Source organism: Novosphingobium profundi, assembly GCF_018491765.1.
Lineage (GTDB): Bacteria > Pseudomonadota > Alphaproteobacteria > Sphingomonadales > Sphingomonadaceae > Novosphingobium > Novosphingobium profundi.
The window spans coordinates 135,447-148,907 of record NZ_JABWCU010000017.1 but is presented as its reverse complement, the minus strand read 5'-3'; the positions used below and the strand labels follow the sequence as shown (position 1 = coordinate 148,907).

Annotated in this window: 14 protein-coding genes; 6 read left to right on the top strand and 8 right to left on the bottom strand. The window is 66.8% G+C overall.

All coding sequences use genetic code 11. From position 1 onward, the window contains the following. Positions 1–87 precede the first annotated feature (87 nt). The 4 genes from flgH to HT136_RS19565 all read right to left on the bottom strand — a co-directional run bounded on the left by flgH (position 88) and on the right by HT136_RS19565 (position 3,059). Positions 88–855 carry a flagellar basal body L-ring protein FlgH gene (flgH, locus tag HT136_RS19580; RefSeq protein ID WP_214201512.1) on the bottom strand — a complete coding sequence of 256 codons (768 nt, stop codon included), beginning with the start codon at positions 853–855 and terminating at the stop codon, positions 88–90. Positions 856–884: 29 nt separating this feature from the next. Continuing rightward, positions 885–1,361, bottom strand: coding sequence for a flagellar basal body P-ring formation chaperone FlgA (gene flgA / locus HT136_RS19575; RefSeq protein ID WP_246543930.1), 477 nt, complete (start codon positions 1,359–1,361; stop codon positions 885–887). 4 nt (positions 1,362–1,365) lie between these two features. Further along, on the bottom strand, positions 1,366–2,148 hold the full coding sequence (flgG, locus tag HT136_RS19570; RefSeq protein WP_214201511.1) for a flagellar basal-body rod protein FlgG: 783 nt from the start codon (positions 2,146–2,148) through the stop codon (positions 1,366–1,368). Between the two features lie 167 nt (positions 2,149–2,315). After that, positions 2,316–3,059 (bottom strand): flagellar hook-basal body complex protein, encoded by a 744-nt coding sequence (locus HT136_RS19565; RefSeq protein ID WP_214201510.1) that lies wholly within the window; start codon positions 3,057–3,059, stop codon positions 2,316–2,318. A 152-nt stretch (positions 3,060–3,211) separates the two neighbouring features. On the opposite strand from HT136_RS19565, the gene HT136_RS26640 reads away from it, so the two are divergent. From HT136_RS26640 to HT136_RS19545, 4 genes are read left to right on the top strand one after another with little or no spacing between them, the layout of a single operon-like run. Continuing rightward, positions 3,212–3,703: a flagellar basal body-associated FliL family protein gene (locus HT136_RS26640; RefSeq protein WP_343222251.1), complete on the top strand. Its 492-nt coding sequence runs from the start codon at positions 3,212–3,214 to the stop codon at positions 3,701–3,703. Beyond that, positions 3,700–4,773: a flagellar motor switch protein FliM gene (gene fliM / locus HT136_RS19555; protein WP_214201509.1), complete on the top strand. Its 1,074-nt coding sequence runs from the start codon at positions 3,700–3,702 to the stop codon at positions 4,771–4,773. Before HT136_RS26640 ends, fliM begins: the two co-directional genes overlap by 4 nt. Beyond that, positions 4,770–5,441: a DUF6468 domain-containing protein gene (locus tag HT136_RS19550; RefSeq protein ID WP_214201508.1), complete on the top strand. Its 672-nt coding sequence runs from the start codon at positions 4,770–4,772 to the stop codon at positions 5,439–5,441. The genes fliM and HT136_RS19550 overlap by 4 nt, the downstream gene beginning before the upstream one ends. After that, positions 5,438–6,067 carry a MotE family protein gene (locus tag HT136_RS19545; protein WP_246543928.1) on the top strand — a complete coding sequence of 210 codons (630 nt, stop codon included), beginning with the start codon at positions 5,438–5,440 and terminating at the stop codon, positions 6,065–6,067. The genes HT136_RS19550 and HT136_RS19545 overlap by 4 nt, the downstream gene beginning before the upstream one ends. 69 nt (positions 6,068–6,136) lie before the next feature. On the opposite strand, the gene HT136_RS19540 is transcribed toward HT136_RS19545, so the two are convergent. After that, positions 6,137–6,553: a hypothetical protein gene (locus tag HT136_RS19540; RefSeq protein WP_214201507.1), complete on the bottom strand. Its 417-nt coding sequence runs from the start codon at positions 6,551–6,553 to the stop codon at positions 6,137–6,139. A gap of 114 nt (positions 6,554–6,667) precedes the next feature. Between HT136_RS19540 and HT136_RS19535 the strand changes: the two genes are divergently transcribed. After that, the gene (locus HT136_RS19535; protein WP_214201506.1) at positions 6,668–6,961 is read left to right on the top strand and encodes a hypothetical protein; all 294 of its coding nucleotides are present in this window, start codon (positions 6,668–6,670) and stop codon (positions 6,959–6,961) included. Next, positions 6,958–8,775, top strand: coding sequence for a hypothetical protein (locus HT136_RS19530; RefSeq protein ID WP_214201505.1), 1,818 nt, complete (start codon positions 6,958–6,960; stop codon positions 8,773–8,775). Before HT136_RS19535 ends, HT136_RS19530 begins: the two co-directional genes overlap by 4 nt. A gap of 151 nt (positions 8,776–8,926) precedes the next feature. Here HT136_RS19530 and HT136_RS19525 read toward each other — a convergent pair whose 3' ends face one another. The 3 genes from HT136_RS19525 to flgE all read right to left on the bottom strand — a co-directional run bounded on the left by HT136_RS19525 (position 8,927) and on the right by flgE (position 13,353). After that, a complete protein-coding gene (locus HT136_RS19525) occupies positions 8,927–9,838 on the bottom strand; it encodes a flagellin (protein ID WP_214201504.1) in 912 nt (303 codons plus the stop codon). A gap of 11 nt (positions 9,839–9,849) precedes the next feature. Then, positions 9,850–11,946, bottom strand: a complete 2,097-nt coding sequence (locus HT136_RS19520) for a flagellar hook-associated protein FlgK (RefSeq protein ID WP_214201503.1) — start codon at positions 11,944–11,946, stop codon at positions 9,850–9,852. A 93-nt stretch (positions 11,947–12,039) separates the two neighbouring features. Then, positions 12,040–13,353: a flagellar hook protein FlgE gene (gene flgE / locus HT136_RS19515; RefSeq protein WP_214201502.1), complete on the bottom strand. Its 1,314-nt coding sequence runs from the start codon at positions 13,351–13,353 to the stop codon at positions 12,040–12,042. Positions 13,354–13,461 lie beyond the last annotated feature (108 nt).

Sequence of the window (13,461 nt, the reverse complement as noted above, 5' to 3'; positions counted from 1 at the left end):
GACACGAAAAAGGCCCTTCCCGTAATGGGGAAGGGCCTTTTTCGTGTCGGCTGAAGCGCGCCGGGGTCGGAGCCGGCGATCGTTGCCTCAGAACGGGAAGAGGGCGTCGTAGATCTGCTGGCCCCAGCGCGCCTGCTGGGCATCGGTAAGCTGCCCGCGTCCGCCGTAGCTGATGCGTGCGTCGGCAATCTGTGTGTGGTTGATCGAGTTGTCGCGCCCGATGTCCTCGGGGCGGATGATGCCGGTCACGACCAGTTCGCGAAGCTCGAAGTTGACGCGCACTTCCTGGCGGCCGCGGATCTGCAGGTTGCCGTTGGGAAGGACGCCGACGACCGTCGCGGCGATGGTCATGTTGATCTGCTCGCTGCGCTTGGTGTCGCCCACGCCGACCGTGCTGGAGGACGTGCTGGTGTCGACCGCGCTCGAGGGGTTCTTGCCGAACACCCCCTCGAGGCCGAGCAGTGCGGCCACGCTTCCGGTCTCGCTGCCATCGCGCGTGCGGGTGGTCGAATTGTTGACCGTGGCGTTGTCGGCAATGTTGATCTTGATGGTGACGATGTCGCCCACGCGCGAGGCGCGCTGGTCGTTGAAGAAGGCGCCCGCCCCGGTCCGGAACAGCGAGGCCCCGCGCGGTGCGGCGGCTTGCGCGGGGTCGGTCGCGCCGGTGCGGCCAGAGGCGGTCGAATTGCCGAGCGAGGGGACGAGCGTGGGGGCGACCGGCGCTTCGGCCGCGCTCAGTTTCGGGGCCTTGCCCACGCTCTTCAACCGGCCGACGGCCCCGCAGCCCGAGAGCGCGAGGGAAAGCGAGAGCAACGCCAGCGCGGTGGGCGCGGCCGGGGCAATACGCGATGTCATGAGAAGTGGTCCTGTTCGTTCCGGGAAGGTCAGGGAATGCGGATCGCGATGCGGCCGGCGGCCTCGGCGGTCCCCTCGATCGTGCGATTGGTGGCGAGGTTGAGGACGCGCACGTTCTCGCCGCGGGCGGCGTCGTCGAGCGCGCGGCCCGCCGAACTGATCTGCAGTGCGCCCGAGACGACCTCGATGGTCACGCTCTCGCCGCGATGGATGAGGCGCGCGGGCACGAGGTCGCCCGAGCGGACCGGAGCGCCCGCGCGCAAGTTGCGGCGGGCCTCCTGGCCGACCGCCTGCCTGACCGTGAGCGCCCCCCGCGCCGCGCCTGCCGAAAGCGCAAGCGTCTCGAAGTCCGCTTCCACGAGGGCCTGGCCGCGCGGAACAGCATGCGAGAGGACCGGTGTCGGCGTGTCCCCCTCGGCCTCGGCCGCGTGGGCCCATTGCGAGGCGGTGGCGCCGGACAGCCAAACGAGGCCCAGGGTCAGGAAGTGAAGCGAGGTGCGCATCATCGGATCAGCTCTGCGTGGTGGTCTGGAGCAATTCATCGGCGGTCTTGAGCACGCGGCTGTTCATTTCGTAGGCGCGCTGCGCGGTGATCAGCGAAGTGATCTCCGAGACCGGATTGACGTTCGAGGCCTCGATGAAGCCCTGGCTGAGCGTGCCGAAGGCCGGCTCACCGGGAGTCGAGACGGTGGGCTGACCCGAAGCTTCGGTTTCGAGGAAGAGGTTCGAACCCATCGCTTCGAGGCCGGCCTGGTTGATGAAGGTTGCCAGCTCGAGCTGGCCCACGGTCTGCATCTCGGTTTCTCCGGCCATCTTGACCTGGACTTCGCCGGTCTTCGAGATCGTGACGTCGAGCGCGCCCTCGGGCACCGTGATCGCGGGCTCGATGAGGTAGCCGTCGGTGGTCACCAGTTCGCCCTGGTCGGAGAGCTGGAACGAGCCGGCACGGGTATAGGCGGTGTCGCCCGAGGGCAGCGTCACCTGGAAATAGCCCGGGCCGTCGATCGCCAGGTCATAGGTGTTGCCGGTGGAGGTCAGCGAACCCTGCTCGGTGATGCGGTAGATGCCGCCCGTGCGCACGCCCGAACCGATCTGGATGCCCGAGGGGACGCGGGTGTCCTGCGAGCTGGTCGAGGCGCCCGGGCGCGAGACCTGCTGGTAGAGCAGGTCCTGGAACTCGGCGCGCTGGCGTTTGAAGGCGGTGGTGTTCATGTTGGCGATGTTGTTCGAGATGACATCGACGTTGGTCTGCTGGGCCAGCATGCCGGTCGAGGCGATGGAAAGCGAACGCATGGCAGTTCCTTGGTTGGTGTAAGGTCCGACCCGCCGGGCTTTCCGGCCCTTGCGTGCGGGTGTCGTCGTGAATTTCGGTGCGACCCGAAGGTGGTGTTACGCCCCCGTTGCCCCGGAGGTCTGTGCGTGCCTTGGTGCGACCCGAAGGCAAGCGGTGCACGGCAAGGTCAGGAGACCTTGCTGAGACGGTCGATGGCGTTGCGGCGCATGGAATCGAGGTCCGTGGTCATGCGCTGGCTGGCCTGGTAGGAGCGCAGGATCTCGACCATGTGGGTGGTCTCGACGATCGGCTCGACGTTCGATCCTTCGACACCGCCGGTCTTGAGGCGGGTCTGGGCGGCGGTCATGAACTGGCCGCCGGCGCCGTTGAGCAGGCCGTCGCCGCGCACTTCGAGCATGTTCTCGTTGGCAAAGCTCGTCACCGCAAGGCGCCCGAGCGGACCGTCGGTGCCCATCACCGAGCCATCCTCGGTGATCGTGACGGTGCTCATCTGGTCCTCGGGTATGTTGATTGCGCGGCCGTTCTCGTCGAGCAGGCGCTGGCCACCCGAAGTCGCAAGATCGCCGTTCTGGAGAATCTTCACAAAGCCCGCGCGGGTATAGGCGACGCCGCCGCCGGGACTTTCCACGTTGAGGTAACCGGGGCCGTCGATCATCACGTCGAGCGGATTGCCTGTGACCTGGAAGCTGCCTTGCGTGGTGTCGTGAATGGCGCCGAAGTCGAGCACGAAGGAGGTGTTGCGCGCGTCCTCGACGGGGGCCTCCTCGGCGTTCTCGACATATTCGTGGAACAGCGCCTGTTCGCGCTTGTACCCCACCGTGTTCACGTTCGCGATGTTGTTGGCCGTGATGTCGAGCTGGCGACGCAGGGCCTGCTCGTGACTTAGGAGAACGAAAGAGGAGACGTCCATTTTGCGGGTCCTCGCGAAAAGTGCTTTCAAAATTCCGCACCGGGCAAAAATTGCCGAGCGTCATCCTATAATAGTATCGAAATTGCCGATGCGGTTGCCGGAGTGACGAAATCACACCTGACCCGCCCGGCGAGAGCCAAGGGGATGCAAGCGTGCCAAGCGAAGAGATCGTCGACGTACCCGCGATCGAGGTGACCAAGTCCAAGCCACGAGCGAAGTTCATCATGCTCGCCGCTGTCGGCCTGCTGGCCTTCGCCGCGAGCGGGGGCGGCGCCTACTACTATTTCAGCCACCGTTCGGCTCCGGACGAGGAAGTGGCGCTTTCCAAGGGCGTTTCGAGCGCGGACTTCGTCGATGTTCCGCCCGTGACGGTGAACCTGCGTTCGGGAGGCGGCGAGCCGCACTTCCTCAAGCTTCGCTTCATCGTCGTCGCTTCGGACGAGGCCAAGGCGGCGGAGCTGAAGGACAAGCTGCCCGTCCTGCTCGACGCCTTGCAGCCATTCTTGCGTGAGCTGCGTCCAAGCGATCTCGACGGTTCGGCGGCAGTCTTCCGAATAAAGGAGGAGATGCTGCGTCGGGCCACGCGCGCGTTCGGGCGCGGTGCGGTGACCGACATCCTGATCCAGGATCTGGTGCAGCAATGAGCGGTGATTTCGAGGAACTGGAGGACTTCGATCTTCCCGAACCCCCGCAGTTCGACCCCGACGCCGTCGGCACGTTCGACCAGGCCGGCATCGATGCGCTGTTCGGCTTCGACGGGGACATGCCGGCTGCGCCCAAGAGCGGCCTCAAGGCCGTGCTGGAATCGAACGTCATCAGCCACGAGCGCCTGCCGATGCTCGAGGTCGTCTGCGAAGGCATGGTGCGCACGTTTGCCACGAGCATGCGCAACATGACTTCGGATTCACTCGACGTCGGGCTCGAACACATCACCTCGACCCGCTTCGGTGAGTTCATGAACCGCGTGCCGCTGCCTGCGATGTTCAGCGTATTCAAGGTCGCCGAATGGGAGAATTTCGGGGTCGTCGTCGTCGATTCCGGACTGATCTACTCGGTCGTCGACGCGCTGCTGGGCGGGCGCAAGGGCAACAAGTTGCAGCGCGTCGAGGGACGGGCCTTCACGTCGATCGAGACCGCGCTGGTGGCCAAGATGGTCAAGCTCGTGCTCGACGACTTCGCCGAATCCTTCGAGGTCATCGAGACGATCACGCCGACCGTCGAACGCATGGAATCGAGCCCGCGCTTCGCGGCCATCGCCGGCCCCACCAACATCGCCGCCGTCGCCACCTTTCGGGTCGACATGGAAGGGCGCGGCGGCAAGTTCGACATCCTGCTGCCTTACGCCACGCTCGAGCCGGTGCGCGACAAACTGTTGCAGCGCTTCATGGGCGAGAAGGCCGGGCGCGACAAGATCTGGGCCGCCCACATGGCGGGCGCGCTCTACAACACCGAAGTCGTCGTCGACGTGGTGCTGGGCGAGAAATTCATGACCTTGCGCGAACTGACCAACCTCAAGGTGGGCCAGACGATCGCGCTCAGCCAGGGGCCGGACGACGTGCTCAAGGTCCAGTGCGGCGGCGTCCAGCTGGGCGAGGCGCACATCGGCCAGCGCTCCAACAACATCGCCATCTGCATGGCGACGCAGGTTTCCGAACGCGAAATTCCCATCGCAACACCCAAGGCCAGCCGTACTCAGAAGGGATCCACGAAATGACGTTTGCCACCGTGACCAATGCCGCCCTTGTTACTTCCTGCCTCACCGTCCTGGTCCAGAGCTGGCGCATGGAGCGCCGCATGAAGGTCTTTCGTGAGACGAAACTTTCCGAGGGCGTGCTCCAGCTTGACCACGCGACCGAGCGTGCGCGCGCCGTGCTGGGCGAGCTCAAGCGTCTCTTCGCGACCGAGGGCGTGGCGCAGGCCAAGGCCTTCTCGACCGCCGAGGAACTGCGCGAAGAACTCACGATGATGGTGGGCATCGGCAACGCCGTCGCCGAGCGCATCATGGATGCGGCCGCCGACACCCATGCCAAGACAGCCGCCAAGACCGAGGCCAAGGCGGCGGCCAAGCCCCGTCGCCGCACCGCCAAGACGGTCGAAGGCGAGGAAGAGAAGGCAAAGCCTGCGACGACCCGCCGCCGTGCCGCCACGCGCAAGTCGCGCAGCACGAAGGTCGCGCCCGCCGCGAAGCCGGTCATCGCCGCCGTGGACGCCGAAGTCGCACCGCACCCGGCAAAGATTGCCGCCGCCGCCGTCGTTGCCCAGGTGCTCAAGGAACAGGGCATGGGCGAGGGCGTCGCATCGCGCAAGACCGGCAAGGTCGTCGCGCTTCCTGGGCAGGACAAGCGCCGTGAGGTCGCCTTGCGCGAGGTCGCCGCAGCATGAGCCTGCCGCTCGCTCCCGTCGCGCGCCCTGGCGCGTGGCTGACCTGGCTGCGCGCGCAGCCGGTGCTGCACAGCGTCCTGCGCCCTTCGCGCCTCCTGCTGGGGGTTGCGGGGGTGGCGGTGGTGGCGAACGCCATGGCGCTCGCCACGCCGTCGGAAGCCGATGGCCCTCCCGCCGACGGCGGGCGCATGGGAGCGAGCCTGCGCCAGGCCGCCGACGAGCGCGATCGCGCTGCGGCCAAGGAGCGCCAGAAGCTCGATCTGCGCGAACAGGCGCTCAAGGCAAGCGAAGCGCGCCTTGCCGATCAGGCGCGCGGTGCTGCCGCGCCCACGCCCGGCCGCACTCCCGCCGCGGGTGGGGCGGCCGAGCCCGATGTGCCTTACGATCGGCTTGCGGCCATCTACCAGCGCATGAAACCGGCGCAGGCCGCGCCGATCTTCGAGCGCCTCGATCTCGAGGTGCAGGCACAAGTCGCGCGCCGCATGCGCGACCAGGTGACGGCGCAGATCATGTCGAAGATGTCGCCCGATGCGGCGGTCAAGCTTTCGATGTCGCTCGCGGGGCGTCGTGTCGTCGAGGCCGCGCCCCGGCGCAGCCCGGAGAAGAAGGAAGCCCAGCGCAACTGAGCGTGCGCTGGGCTGAACGGAGGTTCTTCATTGCACGCCCTGCCGGGCCTTGTGCGGTCCGGCACGATCCTAGCTGGTGAAGGCGCCGGCCTTGAGGACGAGCACCGTGTCCACCTGGGGCGCGATCTTGCGCACCGCGGGAGTGAGGATGGCGCGCAGTCCGGCGACGTCGACCGGCGTATAGGGCGAGGCGCGCAAGCGGGCGAACTCCATCGTGCCTGCGAGCAGAGCGGCGCGCAGTTCAGGCATCATGTCCGCCAGCTCTTCCGCACCGTCGGGCGTTCGGGTCTGGAGCGTTACCTTGATCTTGAGCACGCCGTCGAGCCGGCCGCTGTCGATGATCGGTGCCTCGATCTCCTCGACCGGGACAAGCGTCGCCGGATCGCGTTCGGCCTCGGCCGCAAGCGCGGGCATCGCCCCTGTGCCAAGCGAGACCGGGAGCGTCACGGCGAGCACGGCGGCGATCTGGAGGTTGCGAGAATTCATGGTCGGCTCCGGAAGAAAGGCGGGAGTTTTTTGCGACGGCCCGGCGTCGCCGCCGCGCGATCGTTCTATAATTTCATAGACCTATAATAGGACGAAAAACGCGGAGTGTAGCTAATGAGTGTTGATCAGCGTCCTGCGAGGTTGAAAGTCTACTCCTCGGGACAGGCAGCGGCGGCCCGCGACGCGATACTCCAACCGGACGCCGAGGCGCCGAGCGGTGTGTCGGCCGGTGGTGTGCCGGCTCTCGCCGAGTTGCCCAACACCACGCAGACATACGCCGAAGAAGAAGACGCGGGCGTGAACGTCCTCGTCTGGTGCCTTGCGGGCGTCCTGATCTTCATGATCGGGTGCGTGCTGGGTGGCGGCATGCTCATCGGCTGGCTCATTCGGAACGGATATTTCTCGTGAAGCATCTCGCAAAGGTCTCCGCGCTCGTGTTGTGCGTGGGGGCCCAATCCGCGCTGGGGGACGAGGCGCTCCAGGGCGCCAGCGCGGTCTCGGTCATTGGTGGCGCGGACACCCGCCGTCCGGGCTTCGCCGCGGCGCTGGCACAGGCCCCCGCGATCCGTTCGGGCGAGGCCTGGCGCGTTATTCCCGAAGCGGACGCCTGGCGCGCCCTGCTCGATGCGGACGATGCCGCGCTGCAAAACGCGCGCTGGAACTACGCCGGAAGCCTGATCGGGCAGGGCCAGGGTGCGGAGGCTTTCGGGATCCTCGAGGTCATGCTCCAGGACGATCCCGATCTGGCGCTGGTCGACAATTTTCGCCTCGCCCGCGGCGCGGCGCTCGTGCTCCTCAATCGTCCCGAGGACGCGATCGAGATGCTCGTCGGCGGCGGCCTCAATCGCAATCCGGAGGCCTGCGCCTGGCGGGTGCGGGCGCTGGTCGCGGCCGGGCGTGCGTCCTGGGCCGCCGACGAGGTCGCCTGCGCCTTGCCGGCCATGCCGCGCGGGCGCGACGGGGCCTTTCGTCGCGCGGCCGGCGAGGCGGCCCTCGCCAAGGGCAAGCCTGACAAGGCGCTTTCGCTGCTCGCGCCGCTTTCCAACCGCGATGCAGGTGCCAGCCTGCTGCGCGCGCGCGCCTATACCCAGATCGGGGATTACCGGGCGGCGCGGCTCAACCTTTCGCTTGCCGAACGTTCGGGCGACGAGCCCCAGCGCATCGATGCGCGGCTGATCCGGCTCGAAGCCCAGGTCGCGGCCAAGACTATCTCGCCAGCAAAGGCGCTGCGCGAAGTGGATGCGCTGCGCTACGCCTGGCGCGGCGATGGTACCGAGGAACGGGCTCTGCGCCTCAGCTACCGCCTCAACCGGCAACTCGGCAATCTGGCCGGAGCTCTCGACAGCGGCGCGACGCTGTTTCGCTATTACGACGTCGCGCGTACGTCGCCCGAATTCGTTCCAGAACTGCGCGGCGTGTTCAAGGCCGCGCTCGACCCCAAGCGCAAGCTGTCGCTCGAGGAAGTTGGCGGGATTTACTGGAACTATCGCGATCTCGCGCCTTCGGGCGTCGAGGGCGACATGATGGCGCGCAACCTCGCTGACGCCTTGCAGCATGCCGGGCTCTACGAACGCGCGGCGGATCTGTTGAGCTACCAGCTCTTCAATCGGGCGGGGGACCTCGCCCGGGCGCCGCTTTCGGCCAAGGTCGCCTCGCTTTACGTTCTCGCAGGCGAACCGGTGAAGGCGCTCGACACGCTGCGCAAGTCGCAGGACCCGTCCTTCCCCGCCGAGATGGAGGCACCGCGCAAACAGGTCGAGGCGGTTGCGCTCAGCCAGCTTGGCCGTGTCCAGGAAGCCCTGGCGGTGCTCGACCAGGTCGCGGGCAGCGCGCCCTTGCGCGCCGCGATCCAGTGGAAGGAACGCGACTGGAAGGGCTATGCGGCGACCACCGCCTCGCAACTTGCGGGCATGCCGGGCAAGTCGCTCGATGAGCTGCAACAGGCCGTGGTGCTGCGCCAGGCGATCGCGCTGGCGATGATCGGCCACGAGAGCGACCTTGCCAATTTGCGCCGCCGATACGGCGCGGCCTTCGCGGAACTTCCTTCGGGGCCCGTCTTCGATCTCCTGACGGCAAGCCCCGTTCAGGTCGATGGCGACAGCCTGACGAAAGCCCTTGCCGCCTTGCCGGCGACCAATCCGGCGGGTGACATCGGCGAATTGCTCGAGCGTGCACCGCGCATTTCGGATGCCACCGGGGATGGCGATACACCCAAGACCTGAACGCGCGCGGATAGGCCATCGGCTTCACAGTCCGGTCCGCAGATCCCCTTTCATCCGATCCCAAACGAAAGAAGCCCCCCGAACGCTTGGCGTTCGGGGGGCTTCTCCTTGCCTGAACCGATCCGGCAGTGTGGAGAGAGCTACGGAAGGATCAGCTCAGGTAATTGACGAGCGACATGTCCTGGAGCTGCGCGAAGACCGAGTAGCTCGCCTCGAGCGTGGTCTGGCGCTGGGTGAGGTCGAGCGCGACTTGTGAAAGATCCGCGTCCTCGACGTTGCCGACCAGCTCGGTGAGCAGCGTGGAGCGTTCCTCCGCGCGGGTGGCGAGGTCGTCGAGGCGGTTCTGGTTCTGGCCGTTCGTGGCGTTGGCACTGCGCAAGTCGGTGAGGCCGAGATCGAGCTGGTCGAGTACGTCCTCGAGCGCGGCGATCTGGGTGTCGGTCAGCTTCGAATCCTCGAACGGACCCGCCTCGGCGAGCATCTTGAACGCTTCGGTGAGATTGGCGCCGATATCGCTCGCCAACTGGCCGTATTCGAGGTCGACACCGTCGCCCACGCGGCTCGACTGGATCACGCTGTCGTTGTTGAAGGCGTCGGCCACGTCGAGACCGATGAGGTCGTCGAGCGTCTCGGGCGTGAAGGGGTCGCTCGAGGTCTGCGCGCCGGCGAACAGCGGAACGCCGCTCTCGGTCGCGTTGAGCGTGCTTTTGAGTTCGGCGAAGGCGTTCTCGATCAGGCCCTGCAGGCTCGGGTATTCGCCGGTGCCGATCGCCGAGTAGATCTCGGAGCGGAAGTCGGTGAGCGAATCGTCGAGCGTCGTCAGGTTCGCATCGTAAAGCGACAGCGTGGTCGAAAGCCGCGAGGTGTTGTTCTGGTAGGTCGTCTGCTGGCTGATCAGCGAACGCGCGGAAAGCGTGCGCACCGCGTCGACGCCAAGGCCGGCGTAGTCGGTGGCGACCTTGCCGGTGGCAAGCTGCAACTGGCTTTCGGCGAGCGCCTCCTGCGAGCGGGCGAAGGCCGCCGAGAGGGTATTCTGCATGGCAAGCGTGGCAATGCGGGTCATGTCCTGTCTCCTTAGCTGACCATGGCGATGAGGGCGTCGTACATGTCGGACGCGGTGGTCATGACACGGGCGGAGGCCGAATAGCTGTTCTGGAGGATCACCATCTGGGCGAGTTCCTCGTCGATGTTGACGCCCGAGTAGCTGTCGCGGCGGCTGACCGCGTCGGTCAGGCGTGCGGTGGCGTCCTCGGCGGTGGAGGCGGCGCGCGAGGCTTCGGTGCCGATCGAGCCGAAGAGGCTGGTGGCGAAGCTCTCGATCGTCGCCGAACCGTCCTTGCCGAAATCGGCAAGGCCGGTGAGCGCGTCGATGAAGGTGGTGGCGTTGCGAAGGTCGCCCGAGCCGATCGCGTTCTCGCCGATCGCGGCATCGAGGTTGAGCTGCGCGAACGGGACGGCGGTGGTGTCGGCCAGCATGGTGGCGTCGACCGAGGCGGTGGCCAGGCCGCTGGCGTTGCCGGTGAGCCCGGACAGCGCCGAGAAGCTGAGGCCGGTGCCATAGCGATCGGTCGAGTCCGAAGGGATCGAGATCGTGGCCCCGGCATAGCCGGTGCTGGGCGTGAAGGCGATCCGACCGCTGTCGTCCAGCGCAAAGGTGCCGTAGGCGCCCAGGTCGCCCGCGTTGAGGCTGTCGACCAGGTCGCCCCAGGTGGTGCCGGTCGAAGTGTCGAGCGTGAAGGTGGCGAGCGTCTTGCCGGTCGAGCTGCGCAGCGTGAGGCTGGCGGTCTCGCCGGCGGTGAAGCCGTGCGCGTCGCTGGCGACGAAGCCGGAATCGACAAGCGCGCTGCTGTCCGAGCGCACGATGTTGTTGAGCCCGAAGAACTGTGAAAAGCCCGATCCGGCGCGGTCGCTGGGATTGTCTTCGTCCTGCGCGATGGCGATGCCATTGGCCGAGCTTGTCGCGGTGATCGAGAGCACGCCATCGGTGAAGCTGGCGGTGGCATCGCCGCCCAGACCCGCGTTGATGGCCGCGATCGCATCGTCGACGGTGGCGCCCGTGCCCAGCGCGTCGAAGTCGACCGTCACCGAGTTGACGAGCGTGCCGTCGCTGGTGAGCACGGCAAACGTCGCCGCGCCCGTGAAGCCGAGGCGGTCGGTACCGATCAGGCCGTTGGCTTCGCCCGTCAGGGTCTGCGGCGGGGGCAAGGTGGTGCCGTTGTTCGAGGCAGCGTTCAAGGAGTTGGCGAGCCCGGTGAAGACCTGTCCGAGCTGTTCGGAGAATTCGGGCAGGATGCGGTCGCGCGCGTCGAGCAGGCCGGACAGCGTACCGCCCACGGTGTTCGCGTCGATCACCTGGCCGGTGCTGACGCCCGGGGTCCCGTCGGCGTCGGCGAAGACGATCTCGATGTCCGAATACGTCGGCTGCGCGATGCCCGATCCGCCGGAATAGGAAAGCTGGCGCAACTTGTTGTCGAGCAGGACCTGGCCGCCGTCGGTTTCGAGATAGACCTTGCCATCGTCTTGTTCGCGCACCGTGAGGTTGACGAGGCCGCTCAGCTCCTCGAGCGCGGACATGCGCTCGTCCGCCGGGCCCGACGTCGACATGCCCAGCCCCTGGAGACGGGCCACTTCGCTGTTGAGCGCGTTGATCTTGACCAGCAGCGTATTGATGGAATCGACGGTCTCGCTCACCTCGCTGTCCGCCTCGCCCTGCAGGCTGGCGACGTCGTCCTGAAGCGAGGTCAGCGTCTGCAAGGTGTCGGCGATGTTGCCGGTAAATTCGGAGATCGATGCCGACGTGCTCTGCAGGCCGCTGATTTCCGAGACCGCGGTGGTGATCGATGTCAGCTGCGAGAGCAGGCTTGTCGACGAATCGGTCGTGCCCAGCAAGGTCTGCAGACGGTCGAGGTAGTCGGCCCGTGTCTCGGCCGCACCGGCGGTTCCGGCGCGCGTGTAGACGGCGCTCTCGAGGAACTTGTCGGCCACGCGCGAAGGTTCGCCCACGATGACGCCCGAGACCTGACCGCTGACAACGCCGGTGGACAGGTTGGTGGTCTGGCGCGCGTAACCCGCGACATTGACGTTGGCGATGTTGTTCGAGACGGTCTGCATGCCGGCCTGCGCGGCGGACAGGCCCGACTTGGCGGAACTGATGATCTGACTGAGCGACACGGGGATGCGAACTCCTGGGCAGGTTGCCGGGCGAGGCGGCGTGCGGAGGGGAGGGCCGGGAGCGCGCGCGAGCGGCGCCCCCGGCCAGTTCGATTAACGCTTCAGGTTGCTGACTTCCTGAAGCATGTCGTCAACCGTGGTGATGATCTTGGACGAGGCGCTGTAGGCGCGCTGGAACAGGATCATGTTCGAGAATTCCGTCGCGAGATCGACGTTGGAGGCTTCCAGCGAGCCTGCCGCCAGCGTGCCGCCGCCCAGCGAGCCGGGCGTGTTGATCGCCGCGTTGCCCGAGGCTTGCGATGCAATGTAGGCGTTGCCGCTGACGGCGGTGAGGCCGTCGGGATTCTGGAAGGTGGCGATCGGAAGCTGGTAGATCGCGAGCGAAGTGCCATCGTCGAACACCGCGCTGACGATGCCGTCCTCGGAAATCTCGACCGAGGAGACGGTGCCGAGCATGCCGCCATCGACGTTCGCCGAGAGCAGCGCGGAGGAGCTGGCGAACTGGGTCAGGCCGTCGAGTCCGTCCTGGCTGCCGAGATCGAGGCTGATCGGATCGGATGCCGCGCCGTTCGACCAGGTGATGTCGAGGTCGCTGAAGAACGAGGGGTCCGAGTTGGCGACATCGAGGCTGCCGTCGCTGTTGAAGGCGATCGTGCCCGAGGCGATCATGCCGTCGGTGACGGCGGTGCCGCCCACATCGCTGATTTCCGAGGCTTCGCCGGTCAGTTCGGCGGCCCAGGTGTTGGTCCCGGTGCGCACGAAGCTGAGCGAAAGCGAATGCTCGTTGCCCTGGGCGTCGTAGACGGTGACCGAGCGGGTGAATTCGGGGGTGACGGTGCCGTTGGCCATGTCGCCGGCGGTATAGGTGGTGACCGCGTCCGACGAGGAGTCGAGGTTGGCGCGGAAGTCGATCGAGGTCGTTGCGCGCGCGGCGCCGGTCAGCGCGGCGGGCTGGATCGCCTCGAGCGAGGAGCTGGTGCCGTCGTCGGTGTAGGTGCCGTCGGCGTTGAGCGGCCAGCCCATCAGGTAGTAGCCGGCGGTGTTGCGCAAGTAGCCCGAGGAGTCGGTGGTGAACGAGCCGGCGCGCGTATAGGCGATGGTGCCGCTCGAATCGGCGCTGTCGCGCACGACGAAGAAGCCCGCGCCGTCGATCGCGATGTCGGTCAGGCTGCTCGAGGCCTGGAGCAGGCCCTGCTTGGAGATCAGCGACTGCGGCGAGGCCGATACGCCGCCGGCCGAGTAGCTGGCGCTGGCGCCGCTGTCGGTGACCAGCGAGGTGAACTGGGCCGAAGTTCCCTTGTAGCCCACGGTATTCACGTTGGTGATGTTGTCGGCGACGGTCGCCATGGCGCTGGACTGGGCGGTCAGGCCGGACACGCCCGCATAAAGAGCAGAATACAGACTCATCAAGTTCTCCTATAGGTCGGGGCCGGGCGCACCTCCGGCTTCCGGTCATGGCCATTGTAGAGGCTGCCTGAGGCCATCGCGGCGACATCCCGGGAAAAAATCTGTGCC

Bases quoted from the DNA above. Each gene is read 5' to 3' on its own strand.
- HT136_RS19545 (WP_246543928.1), top strand. From the start codon at position 5,438: ATGAGCCTGCCGCTCGCTCCCGTCGCGCGCCCTGGCGCGTGGCTGACC.
- fliM (WP_214201509.1), top strand. From the start codon at position 3,700: ATGAGCGGTGATTTCGAGGAACTGGAGGACTTCGATCTTCCCGAACCC.
- HT136_RS19540 (WP_214201507.1), bottom strand. From the start codon at position 6,553: ATGAATTCTCGCAACCTCCAGATCGCCGCCGTGCTCGCCGTGACGCTC.
- flgA (WP_246543930.1), bottom strand. From the start codon at position 1,361: ATGATGCGCACCTCGCTTCACTTCCTGACCCTGGGCCTCGTTTGGCTG.
- HT136_RS19535 (WP_214201506.1), top strand. From the start codon at position 6,668: ATGAGTGTTGATCAGCGTCCTGCGAGGTTGAAAGTCTACTCCTCGGGA.
- HT136_RS19550 (WP_214201508.1), top strand. From the start codon at position 4,770: ATGACGTTTGCCACCGTGACCAATGCCGCCCTTGTTACTTCCTGCCTC.
- flgG (WP_214201511.1), bottom strand. From the start codon at position 2,148: ATGCGTTCGCTTTCCATCGCCTCGACCGGCATGCTGGCCCAGCAGACC.
- HT136_RS19565 (WP_214201510.1), bottom strand. From the start codon at position 3,059: ATGGACGTCTCCTCTTTCGTTCTCCTAAGTCACGAGCAGGCCCTGCGT.
- flgE (WP_214201502.1), bottom strand. From the start codon at position 13,353: ATGAGTCTGTATTCTGCTCTTTATGCGGGCGTGTCCGGCCTGACCGCC.
- HT136_RS19525 (WP_214201504.1), bottom strand. From the start codon at position 9,838: ATGACCCGCATTGCCACGCTTGCCATGCAGAATACCCTCTCGGCGGCC.
- flgH (WP_214201512.1), bottom strand. From the start codon at position 855: ATGACATCGCGTATTGCCCCGGCCGCGCCCACCGCGCTGGCGTTGCTC.